Origin of the sequence: Clostridium sp. chh4-2, assembly GCF_002899675.1 — a bacterium.
In the GTDB taxonomy this organism is placed as follows: Bacteria; Bacillota; Clostridia; order Lachnospirales; family Lachnospiraceae; genus CHH4-2.
On record NZ_PKUU01000022.1, the window covers coordinates 1 to 19,462 of the forward strand.

A 19,462-nucleotide genomic window follows, 5' to 3' on the forward strand; every position below is an offset into this window, starting at 1 on the left:
GAAGGGATTTCGGAAAAAGCCTTGAAGATCGATGTGAAAAAAGTTGGAATATCCACTTTTTTTACATCGATCTTCAAGGCTTTTTCCGAAATCCCTTCACCCTTTACATAAATCCCTTAACATCTGACAGATACTGAACCGCTCCCGCCGTCATATACGGTGTAATCGCTGTCACCAGGTATCTGGCTCCCCATTCCACCGCCTGTTTAGCCGCAACGGCTGATCCCACATAATACCCCGGAATCTTTCCTGCTGCCGCGATCTTCTGAATACAAGTTTTCACAGTTTCCTGCACCTTCGGATCATCCGACGGCAAGTTCATGGAAGAGGAGAGGTCTCCAGGCCCGACAAAATACACATCAATTCCGTCCACTTTCAGTATCTCATCCAAATTCTCCACCGCTTCCACGGTCTCAATATGGACGCTGACCAGTTTCACCCGGTTGGCCTCTTCCCGGTAAGCGCATTTATCTTCCACCAGTCCATATCCCGCTGCTCTCGGCAGATAGGCGGTTCCACGTTTTCCCAATGGGGCATAATGGGTCAGGGACACGATCTTTTTTGCGTCTTCCACAGTATTCACTAACGGAACCTGAACCCCGTTTGCGCCGAAATCCAGGGCTTTCTGCACGTGGTCATATTCATTCATCGTGCATCTCACAACGGCAGGAACTCCCTCGCACTGGGACGCCCGCACCATATCGCATAAGGTGCTCTGTTCCATCACGCCGTGCTCATTATCGATTAAAATGAAGTCAAATCCAAGGCTTGCCGTATATTCCGCCAAATCCGGCAGCCCGTATGTTACAAAGCAGCCAAACAAGGGCCTTTCCTTCATCTGTTCTTTCCAATTCACCATATTCGCTCTCATCGCTACCTCCATAGGTCCGCTTGCGCGGCCCTCTCTTTTTTCGTTTCTCATGCTTTTTCTGCAAACAGCCTGCGGATTCCGTCAACGCCTATTTTTGCAATATTATTGGTCATGTTGCCGGATGCATTGCTGCTCTTGGCGATTTCGTCTAAATCCGCCTCGGTTACGCCGATCTCCGAAAGTCTGGATCTCAGCTTTAATTTATCTCTCAGCTTCGCCACTTCATCCGCGGCTTCATCTGCATCCGAAAATCCCATCATTTTTGCAAATTCGTTGAGCTGGGGCCTTACCTTGGCATTTTCCCGGAACCAGGAATCCAAGGTAAATGCACAGGCCTCTCCGTGAGGGATTCCGAATTTGGAAGTGAGAATATAGGAGCAGGCATGGGACCCCGTCGTTCCGGTCTGGGAAAATGCCAGTCCGGCCGTAACGCAGGCTTCAGACATATTGTCCCTGGCCGCCTTATCATTGCCGTCCAAATAGGCCTTTTCCAGATTTTCAAACACCATCTTAGCCGCCCGGACTGCAAGCGCATCCGTTGCTGGACTAGCCTTTACGCTGGTCAGCGCATCCAAAGCGTGAGCCAGCACGTCGATGCCGGAAGAAGCGGTTACTGCAGGAGGGCATGTATAAGTGAGTTCCGGGTCCACAACTGCCAGCACCGGGAAAATGGCAGGGCTGAAAACCGCCGCCTTAATCCCTTTTTCCTTGTCGCTGATTACTGCTCCTGCCGTTACTTCGCTGCCCGTTCCCGCAGTGGTCGGAACGGCAATGACCGGAAGTGCGGATGTAACCGCGGCCCCGGCCAGAAGCTCTGAGCCGCAGAGGTTCATTTTACAGCCTGCTGCCGTGGATTTGGCGCAGTCCATGGCGCTGCCACCGCCGATGGCAATAATGCATTCCGCTCCCGTCTCTTTCGCTTTTGCAATACAGGCGTCCACGTTTTGAATCGATGGGTTTGGTTCCACTTCACTGATGATTCCCACCACTTTTCCTTTGGACATATCCATCACTTTTTTTGCAAGTCCGCATTTTTCAGTAAACGGATCGGCCACAATCAACGCCTTGTCCAGTTTCTTTTCTTCCATAATTTCTGCCAGTTTCTCCACCTTGCCCGCGCCGAACACGATATCAACAGGCTGATAAAATTTCCACATGATTTATCTCCCCTATTAGTTTTTTCTTTGCTCATCACAGTCCCGTGTGGCTCTGCCGTCAGGTCAGGTTCCGGTGGTTTGCAGACACTTTCCTGTTCCGGTTTCGGGCATAAGCACTTCTAAACGTGCAAAATTTTTCTAAAAACCAAGGGAAATGTCCAAACTCGCTTACGCTCAAACAGGTGGACATTTCCCTTGAACGAAAAATTCTGCGCGTTAAGAATTGCTAATTCCCTGCAAAGTCACTGGAAAGTGTCTGCAAACCACCGGAACCTGACCTGACGGCAGAGCCACACGGGACTGTGATGAGCAACGTTTTTCTGATTGCTGCTAATTCTATTATAGGATAGCGGCTTGCAAAAGTCATGTGTTTCGACTACAATAATCCTATGAAAATATAGAACTAAATAACAATTTTTAGTGTTTCCAGCACATTTTGGGAAGTAAATGAGGTTACCTATGATAGATGTGGAGATTGCGCAGAATTTTATTCAGAAAATGCAGCGGCAAATTGATGTGCCGATTAATATTATGAACGAGAAGGGAATTATCATCGCCAGTTCCAGCCCGGAACGGGTGGGCGACTTTCATCAGCTGGCCTATGACATGATCGTCAGCCGCCAGTCCATCAGCATTACGGAAAATCTGGATGAAGGGAAGGCCATGTACGGGGTCTTAAAACCGGGAATTAATATGCTTCTGCAGGACGGCACGGAGATATCCGGGGTTCTGGGCCTTTCCGGTTCTCCGGCTGAGAATATTAAGCTGGCAAAGCTCATTAAATTTTCATTGGAAACGCTTTTGGAAGCGGACAGCAGACAGCGTTCCGTCATCCGGGAACAGCAGGCCAACAGCAAGCTCTGCAACGCCCTTTTATTCGAGCAGCCCATCAATCCTTCCCGCATCAGCCGCCTGGCAAAAGAGCGGGGATTTCACAGCAATACCCTTCGGATTCCCATTCTGGTTAAACTCAGGGGAGAATATGACAATGACCTTTTGGACCATGTGATCACCGGCTATGCGTCCTTAAAAGAGCACCAGTCCCAGGATATGATATTAAAGGTGGATGCCACCAATCTGCTGATCCTAAAGTCCTTAAAGCAGTTTGACCCTTCCTATTTTGACGATGATATGAAGGAATTCTGTGCCTCTTTAGACGCTTTAATCACTTCACTCTGCGATTTAAAAGGCCTTCTTGTCTACTATTATTATTCGGCTCCGTGCCAGGATTTTAATGATTTCAGAAACAGCTACCAATGCCTCCACTGGTTAAGCTGCCATATCCAGGATGCAGCAGAGCGCATCCACCCGTTCCGGCAGCATTTAATCAGTTATCTCTTCAGCATGTCGCCTGCCGCCCAGCTGGAGCCGGTATTTGAAAAGTATGCCGCCGTGATCCGGGAGCATATGGCTGAGGAAGTATTTCTGACCACGATCAGAGCGCTGATTATCTGCGATATGAACCTGGCGGCCACCGCCCAACAGCTCTATATCCATAAAAATACGCTGAATGCCAGGATTAAAAAGATTAAAACCCTGCTTGGGATTGATCCGTTTTTCAATGTGAAGGACGCCATCTTTCTGATCGGCTTGTTTCACTATATGGAAGGGCATGCGCCCGTCGCTTAATCGTATACGTCCAGATTACAGGCGCACGCAACGCATTTCAATATTCTATTAAAGGCCAGAAATACCTGGGATTATCCGATAAATGGATTGCAGACTTTAACCGCACCGAAGCATAATACATAAAACCAAATACGCCCGGAAGGAAACCAAGAACGTGCGTCAAGAACTGCCGGATTCTTCCTCCTAAGCTCTTGATTCCCGCTCCGTTTCTCCTTCCGGGCGTATTTTCACCATAAATCCTCTTATCCTTTCACCGCCCCCGACGTAAGCCCGTCGATAAAGAGCCGGTTAAAGAAAATATAAACCACAATAATCGGTATCAATGAAATCGTCGTTCCCGCCAGCATCAGTGTCCAGGAAGACGCTGCTTCCTCAGAAGCCTTCAAACCTATAATTCCAACCACCAAAGGCATTCTTGCTTTATTCGACATGGTGAACACCATCGGAAGCAGATAATCATTCCATGCAAACCGGAATTCAAGGATGCCGAGTGTGGCGATCAGCGGCTTGCACAGGGGGAAAATAATCCTGGTAAAGATGCTGAAAAAGGAACATCCGTCTATCTTGGCAGCATCGTCAATTTCCGTAGAGATGGAATTTATATAGCTTTTCGCAACATACAGATTTGTCACGTTAATGCCCAGCACACGGATAATCACCACACCCCACAGGGATTTATTGATGCTGAAAAACTTCGCGATCTTAAAAAGCGGATAGAGCGTTAAACTTCCAAGGGAGATGAACATGGAGGAAGTGATGATTAAAAACAATAGTTTCTTCCCCGGAAAATGTCCCCGTTCAAACACGTAAGCCGCCGTGGTTAAAGAAAAGATCGTTCCGATAACGATGGGAACCGCCATAGCCAGACTGTTCCAGGTATATTGAGCGAAATTTGCGCTCTTCCAGGCATTTGCGTAATTGGATGTCTGAAATTTCTCCGGCAGCACTTTATGGGCGTTGGTGAGCAGTTCCGCATTGGATTTAAATGAACCGAAAAACGTATAAACCAGCGGAAACATGACTAAAACCATCACGATAGCTATAAAAAGGTAGATAATCACTTTGCTGACCAAGGTCCTCGTGCTCTTGGAATGCATCTTCGTTTCTTTCATATAATAAAACCTCCTATTTATCCACTTCCATCCGGTTGCTGAATTTCATATAAATCATGGCAAATACGGCCAGAATGATTCCGGTAATCACGGACATTGCGGAAGCGTATCCGACTTCCTGAACCCGGGCGGAATAGCCGAAGAAATATTTAAATACATACGTCATAACCACTTCAGTCTGTCCCGCAGGAGCCCCGTTGGTCGAAGCGAGGATCAAATCGTTCATCTTCATGCTTCCCACAATAGCCAGCATAACCACCACCCGGACTGTGGAACCGATCATCGGCAGCGTGATTTTGAAAAATCTTGTTGCTCCTGTGGCTCCATCCAGTTCCGCGCATTCATACAGCTCTTTCGGCACGCTCTGAAGGGCCATTAAGAAAAATGTCATCGTAATTCCATAACCGTTCCATACCGCAGCCAATCCAATTACCAGCAGAGCGGTCCATTTGTTGCCCATCCAGTTGATCGGGTCGGTTATGATGCCGCTGTGGATCAGCATTCCGTTGATAATTCCTTTGAAGTTCTGGAACATTAACGAAAAGATCAAACCGGTAATCGCCGTGCTTATGATGGCAGGAAGGAAAAAGAGCACACGGAACAGCCCCGTACATTTCAGCCCTTTATTCAAAAACAGCGCCAGTATCATGGCAAACGGCATCTGGATCAGGAGTTTTCCAAAGGTCAGAATAAATGTGGTTCCTATGGATTCCCAAAAAGCAGGGTCCTTAAACGCCCGCACAAAGTTTTCCATTCCCAGCCAAAGCGGCTCCCCGTAACCGGAATAATCATACAGCGCATATCTGACTATATAGACAATCGGCACATATGTGAATATAAAAAATCCAATCATTACCGGCGCAAGCATCAGCATGGCCTGAATGGATGATTTATTATATTTTTGTTTACCTATCATAAAATTCATATGGTTCACCCTTCCTTCATTTTGGGAGTTTTTTATTTCGGGAGTCTCTCATTTTTGGAGTTTCTCATTCTGGGAGTTTTGATTATAGGGAATGTTCACGCCCTGTTTTCTTAAACACTCCTGCAGCTCCATGATATTGACCTGATCCGTATCGGCGCCGCTTCGAACCGCTAATGCCGCCGCCGTGCCGGCCGCCTGGCCGGTCAGCATACAGGCGGAAATTGCCCGGATTCCGCTTTCCGCCACATGGTCTGCGGATATGCATCTTCCGGCTGTCAGCAGATTTTTCACATTCAGGGGAATCAGCGACCGGTATGGAATCTGGAAGCTGTCATCCTTTTCTATGGGATGATAGATATGACCTTCATATCCCCCGCCTTCCAAGCTGCCGTCTCCATCCATGGATGCGTCCGGGGCCAGCATATCATAAAATCCCGGATACACTGCGATCACGTCATCATACATTTTTCCGGACCTCATATCATCGATTCTAAGCCGGTACTGTCCCTTGATCCTTCTGCTGTCCCTGAAGCCGATTTCAGGCCCTATGGAGGCGATTTCGATATTTCTCAGTTCCTCGTAGTTCTGTTTCAGATACCGGTATATCTCCATGATATACTGCCTGCACTCCATTTCTCCCCTCGAAACATCGGAAAGATCCGTGGGATCAATGCCGTATGCGCAGGCGTAATTCACATATGAGATCTGTCCGCCCTTTGTCAGCCTTCCAAAGGGAAGATCCTGACGTCTGCATTTTAAACCAGTCTCTCCTGCCCGGTACCTTTTTTTGAAATCCCGTCCGATCTCTTTCAGGCGGTCTGTCTCCGAACCGGACAGCATTTCCACATCCGCCCCGGCGAATCTCAGCCCCACCGTGCCGGGTTGGCAGAGACCGTCCAAATCCCTTCCCTGCTCAAACGGAACGCCTGCGCCAAACGCCACGTCGCCGTCTCCGGTTGCATCTATGACCACACCTGCCTTTATTGCCAAAGGCCCCTTCTTCGTCTGAATGACCACTGCGGTTATCTTGTTGTCTTCCACAATGGTTTCGTTTACAAATGCGTGAAAATAAAGCTCCACTCCCTGATCCTTCAAAAATTCATCCAGATATACCTTCAGATACTCGCTGTTAAATGCATTTGGGTTGCATTCCCGTATGTTGTCGGTTCCGTATTTTTCTTTGCTGCCCTTTTCAATCTCCGCATAGATTCCCTCTGAATGAAATGGAGTTCCTGCCATGAAGTAATTGGCGTTTTCCACATAGCAGGCGGTTATGTTTCCGCCCAGATATCCCCGTTTTTCAAGAAGTATCACAGAACTGCCCATACGGGCCGCCGCCACGGCCGCTCCGATTCCTGCCGGGCCTCCGCCGACCACTAAAACATCAGTTGTCTTAAAAACCTCTATTTCCTTCTGCTGTCTGATAATCTCCATATTTTGCCCTTTCCCCTTATATTTTACATGCAAAATGCACGGATAAAGATTTTCAACCTGTCTCCGTGCACTTTACCAATTTCTATTTCTTTATCACATCGTTGGTGGATAAATAAAGTGCTAATTCATCCGGGCTAATATCCTTTAACGCCTCGTTATATCTGGAATCCACCTCACCCAGCAGTTCCTTTATATCGCCGCCCACGGTCAGATAATTGGCTATGACCTCTCTGTATGTCAGTCCTTTTACTTTAATCACCGTGTCCGGGCTCATTTCCATCAGGAAGGTATTTTCGATTCCCTCAGCGAATTCGGCAAATCCCTTGCCGGCCGGCTCTTTTTTCGCCAGTTCGATGGCCTCTTTGCGCACGGGGATCAGAACCGCCTCTTCATAAAATTCAGCCGCACACTCGTCTGAATAGAAATACTCCATTACTTTCATTACATTTTCGTAGTGGTCTTTCGCATTTACGCCGATGCATAAAAGATCCGCAGGCTGCACAAAATCCTTGAATTCATTGTCCCCGGTAACCGTCGGCACATCGATGACGCTCCAGTCGCATTCCGCCGGGAACTGTACGTTATACAGCGCGCAGTCGAAGCTGGCTGCCGGCATCATGCCGATCACACCGGCCGAAAACTGGGCTCTGAGACTGTCCGCGTCCATGGTTTCATATCCCGGAAGCACGCTTTTGTCTTCCACCATGCCGTATACCTGTTCCAGCATAGGGGCGTAGGCGCTGTAATCGAACTGCTGTTTTTCGTAGTCATAGCCGTAATGTCCCGTCCATTTTCCGGCAGGCATGGTCAGGTATGTGCTCAAAGTCCATAAACTTCCAAGTCCTAAGCCAAATCCAAATGCGTCCCCATTGCCGGCTTTTGTGATCTTGGCCGCGCATTCCCTCACCTGGGCCCATGTCTTAGGATAATCAGCCTCTGTCAAACCGGCCTTTGCCCAAAGATCTTCATTGATTAAAAATTTGTATGTAGTGATGCTGTATGGAAGCGTATAGTGTTTTCCGTTTATCACATGCCTCTGTTTCAAACAGTAGGGATCGAACATCTCGATCAGATTGCGGCTGGCTTCACAGTCTAACTCCTCTAACGGAACGACATACCCCGCCCTGACAAAATCCGTCAGCCATTTGGAATCGCTTCGGAACAGATCCGGCGCATCCCCGTTGCTGGCCGCCAGCTTAATGGTGTCCATATAGTCGCTTCCGTAGACGGTATGTTCCACCTTAATGCCGAGTTCTTTTCCGATTCCTTCGTTAAACGCCGCCACCTGTTCGTCCCTGATCGGCTTTTGTGAAATGTTATCCGACCACACAACCACCGTGTCGATCTCCTTAGCTCCTGCCTGGCCGCCTGAGCTCTGTGCCCCGGCCGGTGCATCACCCTTCCCGCCGCATCCGCTGATGCCGGATACCGCCATCACTGCCGCCAGTGATAATGCCATAACTCGTTTCAAACCCTTCATCCCGAAATCCTCCTTAATCATTTAACATCTCAACCCCTTAACATTTAAACGGCTTATCGATGCCCCCGTACTTGGATTGATCCCATTATATACTGCTGATTTTGCTTTGAACAGGTTGAAAAAATTTACAACCGGCTCCCCCTCCCTTTCATGTTGCCATTTGCATTTCCCTATGCTATATTGAATTCATCCGTAATTGTGAGGGCACTGAACAATTACATTCATCCATTGAAATACTTGACTGGGGGGATTGTTTCATGGAATTGACCATCATGCTGCTTTTTTTATTTGCTATTGGCCTTTTGATCAGTGATATCAGGAATCTGTATCACATTCTTTTTGCTGTGATGCTGCTTAGCATGGCCATTGTTCTGACTGCCACCCTGATGCTTGCCACCAAAAAGGTGAATTATGCAGCTAATTTCGGCCCGGTTCTTTCCATTCTGGCTCACAAAATCTATCTGATGATGCTGAACGTTCTCAAATACCTGCCTCTTTCCAAGCTGCTTCTGCTTAGAAACTGCTCGATTTCCATCTATTTTTGTACTATTATTTTATTTGTCAATCTTTTTTGTAAAAATCTGCTGACCGGTCAGGAGACAAAACGAAAAAGCCCCTTGATGTTTATGGCTTATTCCATACTGACCATATACATCGTCAGTTTCTTTCTATTTTACCATTCGAAAACTGCCTGGAAGCTGTATCTTCTGTATCATACCGCGCAGTCCGGCGAGGCCAAAAACTTTATCCGCACGGCTGTGATCTCCTTGGACCGCCTGATCTCGTGTCTGGGCACCATATGTCTGGTCTATCCCATCGGCTTTTTGCTCTATAACGGCATTAAAAACCGCATCACTTTCTTTTTTGACCAGCTTTTGGGTCTGAGCATCAGCATTGGGCTGTTAAATTCTTTGTTTTATTTCACCATTTTCATAAGCGATCTGCGGCTGTCCGCCTCCAGCCTGTTATACACAGGGCTATGGAGCATTGCGCCGGAAACGCAGATATCCAAATTTTACAATGTGGAGTTTCCCATCATCGTGTTTATCCTTTTGATTATCGTCACCTACTTCATCATTTGGACCGGGATAGACAGCATGTTCCTCCAGATCCGCTCCATTTCCATCAAAAAGCAGCTGAACACGCTTTATGCCAACCTGCGGGACGTATTCCATTCCAACAAAAATATGATGTTTACATTTAAAATGCTTTCCGACACGGCGCTGCGCTGCTATGGAACGCCGGAAGGAGAAAATGCGCTGAAAAAGATCCATGAGCTGAGTTCCCACCAGCTGAATGTGCTGGATAATACGCTGAACAATATAAGAAATCTGAATACAAAGATGAGTTACAGCGACTTTACCGGCATCCTGGATAAAACCATTTCGGAACTGCTAATTCCGCCTTCCGTGACGTTGGAAAAGGACTATACGGATGAAAAACTCATGGGGCTATTTGACTCCTATCAGATGGAACAGCTCTTTTCCAATATCTTTCATAATTCCATCGATGCGCTTATGAAAAGGGAAAATCATGAAGAGGATATGAAGATTAAAGTCTCTGTCGTTCGGAGCAAAAACTGGATTTACTGTTCTATTTGGGATAATGGATGCGGAATCGCAAAGAAGAATCTGAGAAAAGTTTTCTCACTAAATTTTTCAACCGGCATGGGAACCCATAATTTCGGCATGGGAATGCCCTATGTCATGAAAATCGTGCAGTCACACGGCGGACATATCCGCATTAAAAGCAGGGAACAGCAGTTTACTAAGGTCGAAATTCTATTACCAGGTTGTATGAGCGAGTCATAAGGAGATGATATCATGAACGAAAATGAAACAGGAAAAATTAATATTATGGTTGTTGACGACATGCCGGAAATCGTCAATTATTTTAAGGAAAATCTCAATGCCCAGCCCGATCTCAATGTGATCGGCACCGCCAATTCGGGCATGGAGGCCGTTTCGGTGGCCGGCTCCTGCCGCCCGGATGTGATACTCATGGATATCCAGATGGAAACCCATAATTCCGGCATCCTGGCGGCCGAAAAAATACATAAGCTGCTTCCTGCAGCTAAGATCATAATCGTTACAATCCACGAAGACGATGAACTGCTGTTCTATGCTTATTCCGTAGGCGTCATGGACTATATTATCAAAACGGACTCCATAGACCGCATTCTGTCTTCCGTACGAAACGTCTATTCCAACGATCTTTTGCTGCGGCCTGAGATCGCCGACAAGATACGCGCGGAATTCAATTCCCTCCGGCTTCAGAACCAGTCGCTTTTATTTGCGCTCCACATTTTAAGTGAACTGACCAACAGCGAATTCGATGTGCTGAAAGCCGTTTACGAGGGTTATTCTTACAAGCAGATTGCGCAGATGAGGTATGTCTCCCAGGCCACCATCAAAAGCCAGGTCAACAGCATATTAAAAAAGTTTTCCAAGAAGAGAATGAGCGATGTCACCGCCATGCTGCATCTGGTGTCATTTGACAATATTATTAAGAATCTGTAACCGCAGTAATGCCCTGCCGGCCGGAAAACCGGTGTTCCAGCGCCAAATCACAGTCCAGTTCCGCGTATCTGTTAAAGCTGCGCAAATCCACATAGGAACACAGCCTGGCCATCTGCGACGGAGAACAGATGCGGTACAATCCTCCGGAATACTGCCGCCAGTCTTTTGCCGCGCTTTTTAACAGGGCGGCTGCCGCCTCTATCTCTGCATTATCCTTTTTTAGGCATCCGAAACAAAGCGTCACTGCCGCCCTGATTTTCTTGCTGTAATAGATGCCCAGCATGGCATTCAGCCTGATGCTTTTAGCTATATCCTGAAACTCTCTAGTCTCCTTCTCAATACCGGAACAGCGGTTTAAATACTTTATGGCATTTTCCGACGCTTTTTTAATGTCTTCTGCAGCCTGAAGAGGATGCTTCTGACTGACCGCCTTCCCGCCAAGCACAGCGCTGCAGTAGTCTTTGACCGAAAGATAATCCCCTCCCGGCATCGCCGGGCAGTCCATAAATTCATTAATGTCGGCGAACAGCAGCTTATCCAGATCCTGATCATAACAGCAGCAGCCTTCCGGGTACCATTGGAAATCATAATTATGCCAATGGACGCAGGTTACATAAGGTATGATCTTAGATACCTCTTTCCACGCCGGATAAAAGGATTCTGCACTGCTCACATGGTATTCCCTTTCCAGATATCTTTTAAAATAGGAATCCCCAAGCTGAGGGCAATAGGAAAGGCGTCCCCAGATGGCAGTCTCATATCTGTGTTTCTGCAAATACGTTCCATGTCTCTTTTTCTTATCAAACAGATCGATCCCCCACGTGTATCCATCCGCTCCCAGATAGAATCCCTCCGCCCCGTCTTTCGGCATATTCCAGATATAATCTCTGGCGAAATCAGGATCACCCCACTGCAAATAGTAAAAATCATCATTTCTCACCGTCAGCCAGACCGGAAACATCCCTTTATTTTCAGAATGGAATTCCCTGATGAATTGGGGTGCTGTGCCGGAATACATATGTGCCTGGGAATACTTAAAGCTGATATAAAAGGGGCATGGAAAATCCGCAAATGACTTTTGAATCGCCTTAAAATCGCTGTAGTGATATCTCTGGATCAATGAAAACTGTCTGTCTTTTTGTTCCTTTAACACCTCAGAAACCGCCCGTCCGTAGGTTCTCACCAGAAACGGAATGTCGGTTTCGTCCCTTTTCATATTCTCACCGGCCGTGATTCCGATACCGGCCAGTAAGGGATACGTGCGGAGCAATGCCTTTACCGCACAGTAGAGATAGTCCTCTGTAACGGGGTTATTCTGATCGGCAGTGATTCCGTATGGGCTGTTTTCGGTGCCGTATACATACACATTCCAGGTAAACAGAAATATGCGGATACAGCGGTCTGAAGCGTATTCCATGACCATTTGCCAAAATGCGATTTTCTCTTCTATTGTCATCCTTTTGACCGTTACCAGGGATTCTTCCACATCTTTTGTAAACATATTAAGCCCCGTGGTTGTCGCCCGTATGGGCCTTGTGGGTCTCTTCACATCCGCCAGAGCCGTCAGTGGGTATTCCGGAATCCTTACGAGGGATGGAAACGGTGACAATGACCACAGGGTGAGCGCATTATATTTATTCCTCGCCATATGATCCAGGTAATTTTTCCAGAAGGTAAAATCCCATATGTACTCAATGGTTTCTGCCGCAATGTCTGACGCGTCGGAATAGCTGGGCGTTCTGGCGTCCAGAGGAATATTGAATTTGATTCCCCTCTGCATCATATATGGCTCCCCACAGCACACCGGTTCCAGGGAAAACCATCCGTCAATAACCGAATCCGCCAGGTCGAAAAAGGCATACATGGCCCCCGCGTCATCTCTGACAAACATGTTAATCTTCCCTTCGGCCAATTCCAGACGATAGGACTGTTCCTTTAATGACAGATCCCGGATTAAAATGAATGCTGCGTCCCCGGAAACCGATCTTTCCATTTTTTTGAGTTCCTTCCACCCGAACAAAACAGCGGATGTCAGATCCATTTCCGATTCTAAGTAAAACAAGGATTCTCCTTTCCGCTCTCTGCGCAGACGTTTTTATCCTTCGGATGGCCGGGAGCTTCAAATACAATAGCTTCATACGATTTTAGCCGGTCCAGCTTCACCATCAGCCCATCTTCCGCATCCATACAGCAGACCCGGCCTCCATTCAGCGTAAACACACTGCCAAAGTCACACACATGTTTCAATTTTATCTGTATGTCCGTAACGGGCAGCGGATTAAAATAAGAATTAGCAAAACACCCCGAATTGTTGACCAGCTGAACCACGGTCCGTTCCGGACTTTTATAAATGCTCAGCTCCACCATCTCCGTCAGCTCCGGCGCCATTTCCTCCGCTTTACCTATGGAAAACATAATATCCCGGATGGCGGAAAGTGTATTCTGGTATCCCTCGCATTGATAGAAACTGCCAATCTTCCACGGAATATAGATTCCCTTCCCCTTTCCATATGGAAACACAGATATTCCGGGCCTGGACGTTATCCCGGAATAAAAACACCGTTCCGGCGGGCCAAATGGATGTTCCGGTATCAGCTTCATATATCCCTTTGCTTCCACTTTCATACGGGCAAAAACCAGATCCGGCCCCGGAGCAATATACGGCGTTTTTTCACAGCGCGGAAACTGATCTCTTTCATCCTCACCGATCAGAAACATGCCGGACATTAAATCATGTCTCACATCTTCCAACGCCTGTATTCCCAGGCACCTCAAGGCCGGAACGTCCCGTTCCTCATAGTTCGTATCGCCAAAGGAGGTTTCTCCTGTCGCTATGACGCATCCTCCGCCAGCCGCAAATTCATCGATCAGAGCGGCCTGAACATCCGACAGATACTTTATATTGCCCAATATCAAAATCTCTTTTCCACGAAGGGCGGATACATCCGTTAACCGCTCCGGCAGCATCTCATCAAATGGGATGTGGCTTTCGGTCAGAGCCCTTATCCAGCCCAACACTTCCTTATCTTTTTCCCACAGTTCTTTGCGCATGACCACCACCTTGGCAGCCGATTCCAGTCCTCTGTAATACGGCTCATTTCTGCGGTGAAAGTGAAATACCTTTTTCGTCCCTTCATAGCAGGAACGGTCCATGTGATTATCCAGCCGCCCCATAAGGTAGAGGCTTACGCTTCCTCCATTGGCCAGATTCTGCCATTGGCGCAGCTCCATAAGAGCCGGTGAAACCGATATATGCCTGTACCGATAGCCCATAAAATCCACGCAGGCATTGTCGGAAGGACAGGAACGGCCCGCGCCTCCAATAGCCCGGGAATTGGAGGATGCGCTATACTGCCACTGTTCCCTGCCAATTTCCGTATTGGATTCGCACCTGATATAATCAAATCCGTTAACAGCCAGTTCAGGACTGATCTGTTTCATAAACTGATAGAACCGTTTATTGTGCTCCGTCAGGCATTCCCGCTTAAAGCTCAGATACTTGCGGTATACAGGGTTTTTCATATCCTCATCTTCCGGCAGTTCCAGGCCAAACTGATTTCTGAATTTATTCCTGCAGCTTTCACAATGGCATATTCCATAGCGGCGGCCGCTGTAATCCTGTTGGATAAATCCGCCCATATTGCAGAAAATGCCGTCAAAATCATGGTCCGTAAAAAGCTCTTTGATTATCTCAAACATGAATTTCTGCTGGTATTCCCCATTTAAGCAGGTATGCACATCCCCGTTGTAATTGACAATTTCACCCTGAGACGTGCGGTAGGCCCATTCCGGATGTTTCTCATATACGCCATACCGGATCTTTGAAAAATCCGTGCGCGCGATAACTCGGATTCCCTGATTGCGGCATACTTCAATGATCCGTTTTAGGCTGTCCCCATGCAAATACCTGCTTTTCTCCTGAAATTCAAGATTTGTGGGATAACTCGCAATGATGCCGGCTGCATTTAAAAGAACCACGGTCGCACCAAATTCCTTCAGCTCACCCACATATCTTTCCGCGTCAATGGATTCCATATCAATCTCTCTAAGATTGGTCTGTATCATTCTCCAGGGATAGCCTTCCCACCAATGTTTCATTTATCTGTTTCCTCCGGAATTTGCTTCTATTCTGTTTCTATTTTATTCCTATTCTGTTCCTATTCTGTTTCTATTCTGTTCTCATTCTTTACCCATTCTTTTCCCATGCTGCTATACAACATTCTGCGGCTTTCCGTCTATCCATGCAGTCAGATTATCAAAAACGATCTGAGCCCTCAACTGCATGGATTCATGGGATGCAAATGCGATATGCGGGGTCAAAATGGTATTCTTGGCATTCAGAAGCGGTTCTGTTTTATCCAACGGCGGTTCCTTATCGAACACGTCCACAGCGGCCCCTGCGATCACCTCATGGTTAAGCGCATCTGCAAGATCCTGTGCCACGACTACAGGCCCCCTTGCCAGATTGATCAAATAAGCGGATTTTTTCATTTTTTCCAAACAGTCCTTGTTTATCATCCCGCGGGTGGAATCATTCAGCGGACAATGGAGTATCACGATATCAGATTCCGCCAGCAGCTGATTCATAGAAACCTGAGAAATGTATTCCGGCCAGTCTGAATGAACGGTACGGCTGCATGCCATAATCTGTGCACCAAAGGCATGGAACAGTTGGGCGGACCGCTTTCCGATGTTGCCAAGACCGATAATACCGATATTCTTCCCTTTGATTTCTCCACCGACAAAGCCGGCTTTCGTCTGCCCGTTCCTGCAGCAGCGCTCTGTCTGGGGAATATTTCTCGTCAGCCCGATTGCCAGTCCCACAGCCAGTTCTGCCACCGCTTCATTGGAATAACCGGAAGCATTGCTGACCTCTATCTTTTTCGCTCTTACAGCTTCCATTGCAACGTGATCCACTCCGGTGAACGCAATATCGATAAATTTCAATTTTTCACAGGCATTGATAACCTCTGCCGGCATGGGCATATTGGCCAGTATCATTGCCTCCGCCTCTTTTGCCTGCTCAATCAAAGCTGCCGTATCCGCAGTCTTTTGGTATTCAGTAAAAATGCAGCCTTTTGCTTCCAAAGGCCGTTTCAGCTCATTCAGCGCCTCACTTGTAATTCCCAAATCCTCCATAATCACAACCTTCATCTCGTTTTACCTCCATCATAGAACTATTTTATATATTCAGTATAAGGCATAGGCATTAGAAAACAAGGTTGAAAAAACTTACACCCCCCGGGCAAATGCCGGGAATAATTCCTTTTTTCGAACGTCTTTAACACTATTTTAGCGGTTTGCTAAGATGATGTTAAAGACGCTCTCAAATGATTGTAATCCTGTATTTTCAATGATAAGATAGTGTCGTTTTTAGATATATTTACTAATTTTCAAGGAGGTAATGAGGGGATGTTTATTAAAAAGTACGGAGATTTGACCATTGGAATCTTTTTTTCCGTTCTGTCTTTAGCAATGATTGGGGGTTCCATTGCTCTTCCAAAGTCGACGGTGATGAAGATAGGTCCTGATTTTGTACCGCTGTGTATTGCAATTCTGACACTGGGTTTAGCCATCGCTTTAATCGTGCTCAGTCTCAAAACAATTAAGAATAATGCCGGAGTTGAAATCGCAGTCGATCCTGCTGAGGAAGCGCCTGATATGAAGCGGGTTATAATCAGCTTTTTGTTAATTCTCGCCTATGTATTTATCATGAAACCGGTTGGGTTCATCGTTACCACATGTATCTATCTTCCGCTGCAGATGCTGGTTCTGGCTCCTGACGAAGGGAGAAAACCGGTCTTTCTTACCGCCATCTCCATCGCATTTACATTTGCTGTATTTTTCCTGTTCCGGTATGGATTTAAGATCGTACTGCCGGCCGGAATTTTCACAATAAATTTATAGGGGGAATTATTTATGGAAGCATTTGGTTTATTAGGTCAGGCGCTTGTCCGCGTATGCGCGCCCAGTTCACTGTTACTCATGGCAGCCGGAGTGGCTGTCGGAATCATTTTCGGCTCCATTCCCGGACTTTCCGCAGCGATGGCCGTAGCGTTGTTTTTACCTCTCACATTTTCTCTGGACCCGTCTATGGGATTAAATCTTCTGGTTGCCGTTTACATAGGAGGTATTTCCGGCGGTCTGATCTCCGCCATTCTGCTTAACATGCCGGGCACCGCTTCTTCTATCGCCACCTGTTTTGACGGTCATCCTATGGCTCAGAGGGGAGACGCCGGAAAAGCTCTTGGATATGGAATCGTATTCTCATTTTTAGGAAGTGTATTCTCATTTATTATTCTGACATTCGCAGCTCCGCCAATCGCGGGCATTGCGCTAAAATTCACACCGGTTGAAAACTTTGGCATCTGCATCTTCGCCTTAACCATGGTGGCGGTTCTGGCCTCCGGTTCCATGTTAAAGGGCGTTCTGTCCGGTATGCTGGGTCTGATGGTCGCAATGGTGGGCATGGCTCCCATCGACGGCATTGCCCGTTTTACTTTCGGCAACCGCAATCTTTTGGCCGGCTTTGACACCCTTCCGACCCTGATCGGTATTTTCGCCATTTCAGAAATTCTGGCAACCGCTGAAAAAATGGGCAGCGGCAAAGCTTTGGAAACCGTAAAAGTCAATAAGATAAAGGGCTTCGGCTTCACCTGGGCCGAATTTGTATACCAGATCCCCAATGCCATCCGCTCCGCATTGATCGGAACCGGCATCGGCATCCTCCCCGGCATCGGCGGAAGCACCTCGGGTATGCTCTCCTATGTGACTGCTAAAAATATGTCCAAACACCCCGATGAATTCGGCAAAGGATGCCCGGACGGCGTAGTTGCAACAGAAACCGCCAACAACGCAACCATCGGCGGCGCAATGATCCCCCTCCTTGTTTTAGGCATCCCCGGCGACGGCGTTACCGCCATGATGTTGGGCGGATTCCTGATCCACGGCCTGTCCACCGGACCGCTGCTGTTCGTTAAGAGTTCTGATATCGTCTACGGTATTTTCGCAGCTTGTATGGTGTGCAGCCTTCTGATGCTGCTGATCGAGTTCTTCGGAATCAAGGTCTTCGTTCAGGCGCTGAGGATTCCTAAACATATTTTAATGCCTTTTATTCTGGTACTGTGTTCTGTAGGTGCTTACGCTACAAACAATAAGATTTTCGACGTTCAGTCCATCCTTTTGTTTGGTTTGATCGGATATCTGTTCGTGAAGTTTAAAATGTCATCTTCTCCATTTGTACTCTGTTTCCTGATCGGTAAAATGGTGGAAACTTATCTCAGGCGGGGGCTTATGCAGTATAAGAGTTTCGGCGCTTTCTTTAAACGGCCGATTTTTGATGTGTTCTTTGCACTGGCGATCTTTATTGTGGTGTGGAGTGTGTATAAAGAAATGAAGCTGAATCGAAGGAAAATGATGGGGGAGGCAAAATTGTGATTTAACGGAGTTGCGGAAGGTATGCCCGGAATCGAGATGCGAGGAAGGGAGAGACGGTCTTTACGGGAACCCGGGCGGGGGAGATTGAAAAAAGGACAATTGGGATTCGGGATTCGGGATTCGCCCCTAAGTGATACTAAGACCCACAAGTACAGAAAGAGACAGGATCGCGCCCATTCGCAGTGAACTCCTTATGACTTCACTGCTCAAGGGGCGCTTAGAAACTGATTCGGAATTCAGTTTCTACCTGTCTCTTTCTGTACTTGCGTGCCTAAGAATCACTAAAGGGGTTCCATACGATCCCAATTGTCCTTTTTTCATTCTCCCCCGCCCGGGTTCCCGTAAAGACCGTCTCTCCCTTCCTCGCATCTCGATTCCGGGCTGGTTTTCGCTGGCCAGGTTAAAAACAATATTGGTGCGTAGATATTTATGTAGAATTACATTTACATGGATCATGAAGGGATTTTCTGAAATGCCTTCAGGTTTTACTTTAAACGTCAAGGCATTTCGCGAAAAGACCTCACCCTTTACATTAAATGGTGAAGGCATTTCTGAAAAAGCCCTCACGGTTGGTGTAAAAACTTACTCACAATCCACCAAATCTTTTTTATCCTCAGCAAGCCAAGCAACAGCCGGAAAGAAGGGGAAGCCCAGGTGGGCGGGGGAAGTATTAAGATCAATGGGATTGTATGGAACCCCTTAGATGTACTTAGATCCGCAAGGACAAAAAGAGACAGGTAGAAACTGAATTCCGAATCAGGTTCTAAGCGCCCCTTGAGCAGTGAAGTCATCAAGAGCTCACTGCGAATGGGCGCGCCCTGTCTCTTTTTGTCCTTGCGGGTCTTAGTACATCTTAGGGGCGAATCCCGAATCCCATTGATCTTAATACTTCCCCCGC

General features: G+C 47.2%; 15 protein-coding genes. 6 read left to right on the forward strand and 9 right to left on the reverse strand.

The annotated features are described in order from the left end of the window. Window positions 1–103 precede the first annotated feature (103 nt). Both C0033_RS20045 and C0033_RS20050 read right to left on the reverse strand, forming a co-directional pair. Window positions 104–922: an aldolase/citrate lyase family protein gene (locus C0033_RS20045; protein WP_242984562.1), complete on the reverse strand. Its 819-nt coding sequence runs from the start codon at window positions 920–922 to the stop codon at window positions 104–106. Further along, window positions 919–2,028 (reverse strand): iron-containing alcohol dehydrogenase family protein, encoded by a 1,110-nt coding sequence (locus tag C0033_RS20050; protein ID WP_103229686.1) that lies wholly within the window; start codon window positions 2,026–2,028, stop codon window positions 919–921. The genes C0033_RS20045 and C0033_RS20050 overlap by 4 nt, the downstream gene beginning before the upstream one ends. 459 nt (window positions 2,029–2,487) lie before the next feature. Here C0033_RS20050 and C0033_RS20055 point away from each other — a divergent pair, with 459 nt between their 5' ends. After that, window positions 2,488–3,657 carry a sugar diacid recognition domain-containing protein gene (locus C0033_RS20055; protein ID WP_180994829.1) on the forward strand — a complete coding sequence of 390 codons (1,170 nt, stop codon included), beginning with the start codon at window positions 2,488–2,490 and terminating at the stop codon, window positions 3,655–3,657. Between the two features lie 242 nt (window positions 3,658–3,899). Here the strand turns inward: C0033_RS20055 and C0033_RS20060 are convergent, their stop codons facing one another. From C0033_RS20060 to C0033_RS20075, 4 genes are all read right to left on the reverse strand, one after another. Further along, window positions 3,900–4,769, reverse strand: a complete 870-nt coding sequence (locus C0033_RS20060) for a carbohydrate ABC transporter permease (RefSeq protein WP_242984563.1) — start codon at window positions 4,767–4,769, stop codon at window positions 3,900–3,902. Between the two features lie 13 nt (window positions 4,770–4,782). Then, window positions 4,783–5,685: a sugar ABC transporter permease gene (locus C0033_RS20065; RefSeq protein ID WP_180994830.1), complete on the reverse strand. Its 903-nt coding sequence runs from the start codon at window positions 5,683–5,685 to the stop codon at window positions 4,783–4,785. A 57-nt stretch (window positions 5,686–5,742) separates the two neighbouring features. Further along, window positions 5,743–7,128, reverse strand: coding sequence for an FAD-dependent oxidoreductase (locus C0033_RS20070; protein WP_103229689.1), 1,386 nt, complete (start codon window positions 7,126–7,128; stop codon window positions 5,743–5,745). Window positions 7,129–7,210: 82 nt separating this feature from the next. After that, entirely contained in the window at window positions 7,211–8,608 is a 1,398-nt protein-coding gene (locus tag C0033_RS20075; protein WP_180994831.1) for an extracellular solute-binding protein, read from the reverse strand. Between the two features lie 257 nt (window positions 8,609–8,865). Here C0033_RS20075 and C0033_RS20080 point away from each other — a divergent pair, with 257 nt between their 5' ends. Next, window positions 8,866–10,419, forward strand: a complete 1,554-nt coding sequence (locus tag C0033_RS20080) for an ATP-binding protein (RefSeq protein ID WP_103229691.1) — start codon at window positions 8,866–8,868, stop codon at window positions 10,417–10,419. Window positions 10,420–10,431: 12 nt separating this feature from the next. Next, window positions 10,432–11,127, forward strand: coding sequence for a response regulator transcription factor (locus C0033_RS20085; protein ID WP_103229692.1), 696 nt, complete (start codon window positions 10,432–10,434; stop codon window positions 11,125–11,127). Here C0033_RS20085 and C0033_RS20090 read toward each other — a convergent pair. The 3 genes from C0033_RS20090 to C0033_RS20100 all read right to left on the reverse strand — a co-directional run bounded on the left by C0033_RS20090 (window position 11,114) and on the right by C0033_RS20100 (window position 16,281). Continuing rightward, window positions 11,114–13,189, reverse strand: a complete 2,076-nt coding sequence (locus C0033_RS20090; RefSeq protein ID WP_103229693.1) for a hypothetical protein — start codon at window positions 13,187–13,189, stop codon at window positions 11,114–11,116. The two genes, C0033_RS20085 and C0033_RS20090, sit on opposite strands and share 14 nt — an antisense overlap. Then, complete coding sequence (locus tag C0033_RS20095) at window positions 13,177–15,225, reverse strand: alpha-amylase family protein (RefSeq protein WP_103229694.1); 2,049 nt, start codon at window positions 15,223–15,225, stop codon at window positions 13,177–13,179. The genes C0033_RS20090 and C0033_RS20095 overlap by 13 nt, the downstream gene beginning before the upstream one ends. 111 nt (window positions 15,226–15,336) lie before the next feature. Continuing rightward, entirely contained in the window at window positions 15,337–16,281 is a 945-nt protein-coding gene (locus tag C0033_RS20100) for an NAD(P)-dependent oxidoreductase (protein WP_103229695.1), read from the reverse strand. Between the two features lie 258 nt (window positions 16,282–16,539). On the opposite strand from C0033_RS20100, the gene C0033_RS20105 reads away from it, so the two are divergent. From C0033_RS20105 to C0033_RS26760, 3 genes are all read left to right on the forward strand, one after another. Continuing rightward, window positions 16,540–17,034, forward strand: a complete 495-nt coding sequence (locus C0033_RS20105; protein ID WP_103229696.1) for a tripartite tricarboxylate transporter TctB family protein — start codon at window positions 16,540–16,542, stop codon at window positions 17,032–17,034. 12 nt (window positions 17,035–17,046) lie between these two features. Beyond that, complete coding sequence (locus C0033_RS20110) at window positions 17,047–18,564, forward strand: tripartite tricarboxylate transporter permease (protein ID WP_103229697.1); 1,518 nt, start codon at window positions 17,047–17,049, stop codon at window positions 18,562–18,564. 193 nt (window positions 18,565–18,757) lie between these two features. Continuing rightward, window positions 18,758–19,267: a hypothetical protein gene (locus C0033_RS26760; RefSeq protein WP_146043799.1), complete on the forward strand. Its 510-nt coding sequence runs from the start codon at window positions 18,758–18,760 to the stop codon at window positions 19,265–19,267. Window positions 19,268–19,462 lie beyond the last annotated feature (195 nt).

Bases quoted from the DNA above. Each gene is read 5' to 3' on its own strand.
- C0033_RS20095 (WP_103229694.1), bottom strand. From the start codon at position 15,225: ATGAAACATTGGTGGGAAGGCTATCCCTGGAGAATGATACAGACCAAT.
- C0033_RS20060 (WP_242984563.1), bottom strand. From the start codon at position 4,769: ATGAAAGAAACGAAGATGCATTCCAAGAGCACGAGGACCTTGGTCAGC.
- C0033_RS20050 (WP_103229686.1), bottom strand. From the start codon at position 2,028: ATGTGGAAATTTTATCAGCCTGTTGATATCGTGTTCGGCGCGGGCAAG.
- C0033_RS20045 (WP_242984562.1), bottom strand. From the start codon at position 922: ATGAGAAACGAAAAAAGAGAGGGCCGCGCAAGCGGACCTATGGAGGTA.
- C0033_RS20080 (WP_103229691.1), top strand. From the start codon at position 8,866: ATGGAATTGACCATCATGCTGCTTTTTTTATTTGCTATTGGCCTTTTG.
- C0033_RS20100 (WP_103229695.1), bottom strand. From the start codon at position 16,281: ATGAAGGTTGTGATTATGGAGGATTTGGGAATTACAAGTGAGGCGCTG.
- C0033_RS20065 (WP_180994830.1), bottom strand. From the start codon at position 5,685: ATGATAGGTAAACAAAAATATAATAAATCATCCATTCAGGCCATGCTG.
- C0033_RS20105 (WP_103229696.1), top strand. From the start codon at position 16,540: ATGTTTATTAAAAAGTACGGAGATTTGACCATTGGAATCTTTTTTTCC.
- C0033_RS20085 (WP_103229692.1), top strand. From the start codon at position 10,432: ATGAACGAAAATGAAACAGGAAAAATTAATATTATGGTTGTTGACGAC.
- C0033_RS20075 (WP_180994831.1), bottom strand. From the start codon at position 8,608: ATGAAGGGTTTGAAACGAGTTATGGCATTATCACTGGCGGCAGTGATG.
- C0033_RS20110 (WP_103229697.1), top strand. From the start codon at position 17,047: ATGGAAGCATTTGGTTTATTAGGTCAGGCGCTTGTCCGCGTATGCGCG.
- C0033_RS20070 (WP_103229689.1), bottom strand. From the start codon at position 7,128: ATGGAGATTATCAGACAGCAGAAGGAAATAGAGGTTTTTAAGACAACT.
- C0033_RS26760 (WP_146043799.1), top strand. From the start codon at position 18,758: ATGACTTCACTGCTCAAGGGGCGCTTAGAAACTGATTCGGAATTCAGT.
- C0033_RS20055 (WP_180994829.1), top strand. From the start codon at position 2,488: ATGATAGATGTGGAGATTGCGCAGAATTTTATTCAGAAAATGCAGCGG.